Origin of the sequence: Roseinatronobacter domitianus (assembly GCF_023336755.1) — a bacterium.
GTDB lineage: Bacteria > Pseudomonadota > Alphaproteobacteria > Rhodobacterales > Rhodobacteraceae > Roseinatronobacter > Roseinatronobacter domitianus.
Window position 1 is genome coordinate 20,015 of record NZ_JALZWP010000024.1, and the last position, 6,990, is coordinate 27,004.

General features: G+C 60.2%; 5 protein-coding genes and 1 tRNA gene. 3 read left to right on the top strand and 3 right to left on the bottom strand.

All coding sequences use genetic code 11. The features are described 5' to 3' along the window. Positions 1 to 651: 651 nt before the first annotated feature. Positions 652 to 1,551 carry an ArdC family protein gene (locus M3N55_RS15465; protein WP_249060753.1) on the bottom strand — a complete coding sequence of 300 codons (900 nt, stop codon included), beginning with the start codon at positions 1,549 to 1,551 and terminating at the stop codon, positions 652 to 654. A gap of 466 nt (positions 1,552 to 2,017) precedes the next feature. After that, positions 2,018 to 2,107 (bottom strand) — tRNA-Ser (locus tag M3N55_RS15470). A 146-nt stretch (positions 2,108 to 2,253) separates the two neighbouring features. Here M3N55_RS15470 and M3N55_RS15475 point away from each other — a divergent pair. Then, positions 2,254 to 3,090, top strand: coding sequence for a hypothetical protein (locus M3N55_RS15475; RefSeq protein WP_249060754.1), 837 nt, complete (start codon positions 2,254 to 2,256; stop codon positions 3,088 to 3,090). Here M3N55_RS15475 and argE read toward each other — a convergent pair. Beyond that, positions 3,087 to 4,256, bottom strand: coding sequence for an acetylornithine deacetylase (gene argE / locus M3N55_RS15480; RefSeq protein WP_249060755.1), 1,170 nt, complete (start codon positions 4,254 to 4,256; stop codon positions 3,087 to 3,089). The two genes, M3N55_RS15475 and argE, sit on opposite strands and share 4 nt — an antisense overlap. A 121-nt stretch (positions 4,257 to 4,377) precedes the next feature. Between argE and uvrB the strand changes: the two genes are divergently transcribed. After that, positions 4,378 to 6,552, top strand: coding sequence for an excinuclease ABC subunit UvrB (gene uvrB / locus M3N55_RS15485; protein ID WP_249060756.1), 2,175 nt, complete (start codon positions 4,378 to 4,380; stop codon positions 6,550 to 6,552). A gap of 53 nt (positions 6,553 to 6,605) precedes the next feature. Then, on the top strand, positions 6,606 to 6,887 hold the full coding sequence (locus M3N55_RS15490; RefSeq protein ID WP_249060757.1) for an aspartate aminotransferase: 282 nt from the start codon (positions 6,606 to 6,608) through the stop codon (positions 6,885 to 6,887). Positions 6,888 to 6,990: the final 103 nt, after the last annotated feature.

The window sequence follows — 6,990 nt, forward strand, 5'->3', positions numbered from 1 at the left end:
ATTTCCTACGGAATGTTTAGCCGGTCGGGCTGCTTTGATCCACAGCGGAGTCGACCGTGTGGACGTGGCCACCGACCCGAAAAAGGACGGGACGCGCACGGGCGCACGAAACGCCTATCGGCGAATTCATCAATTAACCATGAGCCAGCGGCTACGCTTTGGCGAAGAAATCATAGAATAATGGGATGGGTTCAAGCCCTTCAGCGACCTGCCCTCGGTGAGGGAGTGAGGGAAGTGAAGCGCTTTCTTTAACATTTCTCTAGAACACTAAACCCCATGAAACAGTAGCTAAGATACCTTCAGAAGAAGTATAGGAAGTTGCCTCACTTCCCTCACTCCCTCACTCTTTTTCACCGAAGAAGTAGGTGTGTGATGGATATCTGGGCGCTAACCTTCCCCCAATTTCCCTTTCTCTATGAGAGTGGTCCAGCGGCGCACGCTGGTCGCTCCCGGTGACCGGGAGCGAAATGGCCGGTTCGTCATGGCTTTGCGGCGAACCGGCCCAACATCATCCGGGCCGGGCCCCGCAATCGCGGAGCCCAGCGTCTTCTGGCTGATGCCTCCTTGACACCATATGGCCCCCTTCGCCGCTGACGGGCGGGGCAGCCTTCGGGGTGAGGCGCGCCCCCTAGGCCGCGCCCCCTTCACAGTTCAGGCGGCTTCGGCTTCCTCCACCGCGTTCTCAGCCTCTTCAGGCCGGACAAAATCCGCCGCCGCCTGCGCCTGCGCTGCGGCCCGGAATATCGCGCGCTTGTCCTGCTTCAAGACCTTCGCCCAGCTCTCCACATATGCCGCGCTCTGGCTGAAGTCGGGGGCGATCCCCAGCGTCACCGACGCCATGCAAGCTCCGATCTCCGCGACCAGCTCTTCGAAGGCATAGTCGCGCCGCCCCTTAACCTCCCCGGCCTCGTCCAGCCGCGCAAGGCGCGTGTGATGCCCGGTCCAGTGCATCAATTCATGCAACGCCGTCGCGTAGTATCCCGACGGCGAATAGAAATGTTCGACCCGGGGAAGGTGAATCTGGTCGAGTTTCATGTGGTAATAGGCGCTCGGCTCGTCGCTGGATCGGATGTCGGCCCCCCGCGACATGAGCCAAGAGTCCAGCCGCGCATCGGTTTCTGTGTCAAAGGTCCGGCCCGGTTCCGGCTGGATATAATACTCTTCGGGCAACCCCTCGATCTGGTCAGCGTTGAAGACGCGATATGCCCGCGCAAACGGCACCTGCTCGTGCAGCCCGGTTTCCGCGTTCTCCCGCTCAAACGTCCCGTATTTTATCGAGGTCGAAGATTTCGACCCTTTTCTGATCATGCCGCCAAGTTCTTTCGCCTGACGAAAAGTCATCCAACGCGAAGACGCAAAGCCGCGTGTGGCTGCGGTCGCCCATAGCAAGATCACGTTGATTCCCGAATAATCCTCGCCGTTCCATTTCTGGGGAAGCGCCGCCACCGCCCCCCCGCTCCACGGCTGACGCCACGGGGGCGTCCCCTTCTCGATCTCTGCCAAAATCGCGTCTGTAACTTCCTGATACACGTCGAACTGAATCTTAGCCATCTGTGGCCTCCTGTCTCCGGTCCGGCGGTCCGGGCCCCTTGCCCCCTCCGCCTATGGGCAGCGCCTCGCCGATCTGATCTGGCTGAAACGCATGTTTCGGGCGGAGCAGAGGGGGGAGGGCGCAGCCCGACCCGCGACCGCGAACGGCTCGGTCAAGGGGGTGAGACGGGGCTGGTGCGGCCCGCAGCCGGAGGCGAGGACACGGGCCCCGACGCAACCGACGCGCAACGCGCGGCGCTCGCCCCTTGAACGGGACGGGGGCGGATGCTGGGCGGTTAGAGAAAAAGATGATGCGCGGAACGCGCGCTCTATGAGACCCGCGCCGGGTCGAAGCGTCCGGCATGGCCGGACTCATCAGTGCTGCTCGGAAGGGTTTTCAAGCGTTTTCGGTAATACACTCTGGATGACACGTAGGAAAACCTGCTTTGCAAATTTTCCCTATAAAACAATCACTTATGGTATTTAGTGGCGGAGAGACAGGGATTCGAACCCTGGGTCCCCGTGAAGGGACAACGGTTTTCGAGACCGCCCCGTTCGACCACTCCGGCACCTCTCCGCGGTCGGGTGGGGCTTAATGCGTCACACCCTGCTGTGCAAGCGGAAAATCCTATGGCACCTGGGCCATGAACGCAGGAAAGTGTTTTGGTCGTGCGGGCCATTTGGCCTATCCTTTCACGAACCGGATAGCCTCACGGAGTTTAAATGCTGAGAATCGTCATTGTTGCGTTTTGGGGGGTCATGGCGGCGTCCTTCATTTTGCCGGCACATCACTTGCGTGCCGACAGCTTGTCAGACGCCTATTTGCTGCCCGAGTTGTTCGACATCATGGCAGAGGAAGGCCGCATGGCGGCGCTGAGCGATCCGGCTGTGTCACAGAATGCGGCGGGGCGCGTCGGGTGGGAAAGCGCGATCAACCGCATCTATGATGCCGACCGTATGCATGATGACTTCATCACCGCCCTAGGCGCCGCGCTCAGGCCAGCGACGCGCGCGGATGCGCTTCGGTTCGCGCAAAGCGATCTGGGACGCCGCGTGCTGCAACTGGAGGTCAGCGCACGGCGCGCCTTGTTATCCGAAGAAATCGATGCGAGCGCCCGAATTGCGCTAACGGCCGCGCGCGAAGCCCCCGACGGAAGCCCGCGTGCCGATGCCCTTGCGCGTGCCCGCGAGCGGATCGCGGTGAATGATCTGATCGAGTTGAATGTCTCGCTCGGCCTGAACACGTCGCTGGCCTATTACACAGGCATGGTCGATGCCGGGTGGATGGCGGGCATGGCCGGGGCCGATTTGCTGACCTTGGTCTGGGCACAGGAACAGGCAATTCGCGATGATGTTACGGATTGGGCGGAATCCTATTTCCTGCTGGCCTATCAACCGCTCAGCCCCGAGGACATGCAGAGCTATATCGACTATGCCGCCAGCCCCGAGGGCGATGCGTTCAACCGCGCCATGTTCCGCGCTTTCGATTCTGTGTTCGTCGATATCTCGCGCCGCGTCGGCGCGGCAATGGCGGCGCACATGCAGCAAGATACGCTTTAAAGCGTGCCGCGCTCCAACCGCGTGGACAACTTGTCGAGCAGCGCCAGACAGACAGAAAGCTGATCCAGTGATAGAAATTCATCTGGTTTATGGGCCTGTGCAATATCGCCAGGCCCACAGATAACAGACGGGATGCCGATCTCCTGGAACAGCCCGGCCTCTGTGCCAAACGGCACCAACCCGGCACGGTTCGCGCCTGTCAGGTCCATGACCAACCGGGTGGCGGCGCTGCCGGGATACGGTGTCAGGCCGACAACTTCTGCAATGGTTTCCGTCTCTATCGCCGCGCCCGGATAAACGGCGCGCATCTCGGTCAGCATCTCGCTGCGCAGGATTGCCATCTCGGCCTTCACGAAATCAGCGTCCTCTGGCGTGACTGGCCGCATTTCCCATTCCAGCCGCGCCGCGCCGGGGATCACGTTATGTGCAACGCCGCCGGCCAAAAGCCCGATATTGATCGTGCTATGCGGAGGGACGAAGGCACTACTGGCCGGAGTGCGGGTTTTCAGCACCGCGCCCAATTCGGCCAGTCGCACAGCCCAGCGCGCGGCATATGCCACAGCGTTCACCCCCAGATCAGGGCTGGAGCCGTGACCTTCCAGCCCAGTAAAGCGGGTGGTGTATTCAAAACACCCCTTGTGCCCTTCGACCGGCTGCATCATCGACGGCTCGCCAATAATCGCGGCGGCGGGTGTAATCCCGCGCGCGGCCAGCGTTGCGGTCAGGGCTTGCCCCCCAAGGCAGCCAATTTCTTCGTCATAGGTAAATGCGAAATGCACCGGAACTTTCAGATCGCGCGCGGCAAAGACCGGGGCCATGGCCACGCAGGCGGCAACGAAGCCCTTCATGTCGCAGGTGCCGCGCCCGTAAAGGCGACCGTCGCGTTCGACCATTGTAAACGGGTCGCTGGTCCAGGGCTGGCCTTCTATCGGGACAACATCGGTATGACCTGACAAGATCACGCCCCCCGGCGCATCCGGCCCGATGGTGGCGAACAGGTTCAGCTTGGTGCCTGTCACGTCGGCCTCTGTCCACATGCGGGCGCCCGCCGCATACAGCAGGGCCGCGATATGCTCTGTCAAGGCGCGGTTGCCATCCGCCGAAATCGATGGGAAAGCGACCAGATCGGCCAATATCTGCTTGCTGCGAGTAAGGGTGTCGAACATCTGCGCTCCGTTTCGGTTATGGCTAGCGCGCCCCGGCGCGTCGTGCAAGACAGCGTGCAAGAACCGGGTTGACCCCCTGGCCCGCGCCCCCACCTATAAGGCACACGAAGGACCAGCCCCCATGCCTCATAATAACACCAATCTGCCCGCTGAACGCCCCGATGTTCTGACCCGCCCCAAATTGGAAGGCGGCAAGCGGTTTCGCATGGCCAGCCCCTTCCAACCGGCGGGGGACCAGCCCACCGCGATTGTCGAATTGGCGCAGGGGGTGCGTGACGGCGAACATAATCAGGTTTTGTTGGGTGCCACCGGCACCGGCAAGACCTACACCATGGCCAAGATCATAGAAGAAACGCAGCGGCCTGCGATCATCCTTGCCCCGAACAAGACCTTGGCCGCGCAGCTTTACGGCGAGTTCAAGGGCTTCTTTCCCGACAATGCTGTCGAATATTTCGTCAGTTATTACGACTATTACCAGCCAGAAGCTTATGTTCCACGATCCGACACCTTCATTGAAAAGGAATCGCAGATCAATGAGCAGATCGACCGGATGCGCCATTCGGCCACCCGTGCTCTGCTGGAACGCGACGATGTGATTATCGTGGCGTCGGTGTCATGCATCTACGGTATCGGGTCGGTAGAGACCTATTCGGCCATGACCCAAGACATGAAGGTGGGCGAGGTTTATGACCCCCGCAAGGTTATGGCAGAACTGGTGGCGCAGGCCTACCGGCGCAATGACGCGGCCTTCCAGCGCGGCAGTTTCCGCGTGCGCGGTGACGTGATCGAAGTTTGGCCCGCCCACCTGGAAGATCGCGCGTGGCGGCTGTCTTTCTTTGGCGAAGAGCTGGAAGCGATCCTCGAGTTCGACCCGCTAACCGGCGCCAAGACCGACAGTTTCGAGCAAATCCGTATCTACGCCAACAGCCACTACGTGACCCCGCGCCCAACGATGCAACAGGCCACCAAGGGCATAAAGCATGAGCTTCAGACACGGCTGGATCAATTCGTGGCAGAGGGCAAATTGCTGGAAGCGCAACGGCTGGAGCAACGCACTAAGTTCGATCTGGAAATGCTGGAAGCAACCGGCGTTTGCAACGGAATTGAAAACTACTCGCGCTACCTGACAGGTCGCGCGCCCGGCGAACCACCGCCCACGCTGTTCGAGTTCATCCCGGACAATGCAATCGTCTTCGCGGACGAATCCCACGTGTCGGTGCCGCAGATCGGCGGCATGTATAAGGGGGACTTCCGCCGCAAAATGACGCTGGCTGACCACGGCTTCCGATTGCCAAGCTGTATGGACAACCGCCCGCTAAAATTCGAGGAATGGGACGCCATGCGCCCGCAATCGGTGTTCGTGTCTGCCACCCCCGCCAAATGGGAACTGGAACAGGCAGGCGGCGTTTTCACCGAACAGGTCATTCGCCCCACCGGGCTTCTGGACCCGCAAGTCGAAATCCGCCCTGTGGCCACTCAGGTCGATGATCTGCTGGATGAAATCCGCAAGGTCGCAGCCAAGGATTTGCGCGTGCTCTGCACCGTGCTGACCAAACGCATGGCCGAAGACCTGACCGAATACCTGCATGAGCAAGGCATTCGCGTGCGCTACATGCATAGCGACATCGACACGATCGAACGGATCGAAATTCTGCGTGACCTGCGCTTGGGCGCGTTCGATGTGCTGATCGGCATCAACTTGCTGCGCGAGGGGTTGGATATTCCCGAATGCGGGTTGGTCGCCATTCTGGACGCCGACAAGGAAGGGTTCCTGCGGTCCGAAACCTCGCTTATCCAGACCATCGGGCGGGCAGCACGGAACGCAGATGGCCGCGTTATCATGTATGCTGATCGCGTCACCGGCAGTATGGAGCGGGCTTTGGGCGAGACCAACCGCCGTCGCGACAAGCAAATCGCCTATAATCAGGCACATGGCATCACCCCGACCACAGTGCGCAAGAATGTGGAAGATGTGCTGGCAGGCCTCTACCAGGGCGATACCGACATGGCGCGGGTGACGGCCAAGGTTGACAATGTCAAACCGGGCGCGAACCTGAAAGCACATCTGGACGGGCTGCGCACGGATATGCGCAAGGCCGCCGAAAATTTGGAGTTTGAGGAAGCGGCGCGTTTGCGCGACGAGGTGAAGCGGCTTGAAGCCGTCGAACTTGCTATTGCCGACGACCCGCTGGCACGGCAATCGGTAGTCGATGATGCCGTAGATAATGCGGTAAAGCCGCGGTCTACAGCCGGCAAGCCGGGGCAACGGGGTGGTGTGAAACGGCGGCGGAAGTAAAGGCGGACTTTACCGCATCAGGTTTCTGTTTCGCCTCGAACGAAGGGCGATAGTTGGCAAAGCTGGGAATTCCTATCCTGAAAATGAAGCGTCTTAACGGGCTTTTAACCAACTTTAGCGAATCTGCGGTCATGTATAGCCGTTATTCTCCTTTGTCGCCCGAAGTCTGGCTGCATGACCTTTTCGCCTGCAAGGCAGTGCAACAAGGCGCCGTGATCCGGCGCAAGGCCCGTGACATTGAACGGTTCGTTGGAATGGATCTGTTTATGCGCGAAATTCATCGTCGCGGCTATCAAGTCGCCGAAAACTCGGAGAGTGTCCGATCTTCTGTGTAACCGGGATCTGGTCCATGCTTCCTGAGAGGAGCAAGGACGATGACGATTTCCAAGGAACTGCTGGACGAACTTCTGAAGGGCTGCGAGCGCCCTGAAGATCTGC